1 protein-coding gene is annotated in these 590 nt (G+C 55.6%); it reads right to left on the reverse strand.

What is annotated here, in order from left to right; genetic code table 11:
* A partial coding sequence (locus tag ABD843_RS16350) for an Ig-like domain-containing protein (RefSeq protein ID WP_345085666.1) occupies nt 1-590 on the reverse strand: 590 nt, incomplete at both ends.

Consider the following 590-nt stretch of genomic DNA (forward strand, 5'->3'; position numbering starts at 1 on the left):
CAAAGGCTGTTGTCACCTGCTATTGTATCAGGAGTGGCGTATACGGTCACATTGATGGTCTGTGTACAACCGGCTGCCGATGTATAGCTGATGGTAGCTACACCGGGTGTGCCGGAGGTAACGGTACCGGTGGTGGGTGTAGCTGTATTTACTGTGGCCACGGTTCCGTTAGAGGAAGCCCATGTGAGTGAAGGCGTCGCAGAGGTGAGGGTAGTGTTCGTTCCCTGGCAGATGCCGGTGGTGCCTGTTATGGCCGCAGGCAGAGGTGCTACATTGACCAGCTTCGTAGCGCGGCAACCGCCGGGCATATTATAGCTGATGAGCGATGAGCCGGCAGAGACGCTGGTGGCCAGTCCCGAGCTTGCGCTGATGGTCAGTGCCGATGATGCGCTGGACCATGTACCACCCGGAGTGGTGTTGGTATATGTGGCTGTTTTGGTGAGGCACATATGATCTGCACCCGATATTGTTGCCGGGGAGGTGTTGACGGTAGCTGTCGTTGTTTTGTAGCAACCGTTGGCCAGTATATAGGATATGGTAGTGGTACCTGCCGCTACACCTGTAATGATGCCCGAAGCAGAGGAACCTAC

Origin of the sequence: Nemorincola caseinilytica, assembly GCF_039540515.1 — a bacterium.
Classification (GTDB): Bacteria; Bacteroidota; Bacteroidia; order Chitinophagales; family Chitinophagaceae; genus Nemorincola; species Nemorincola caseinilytica.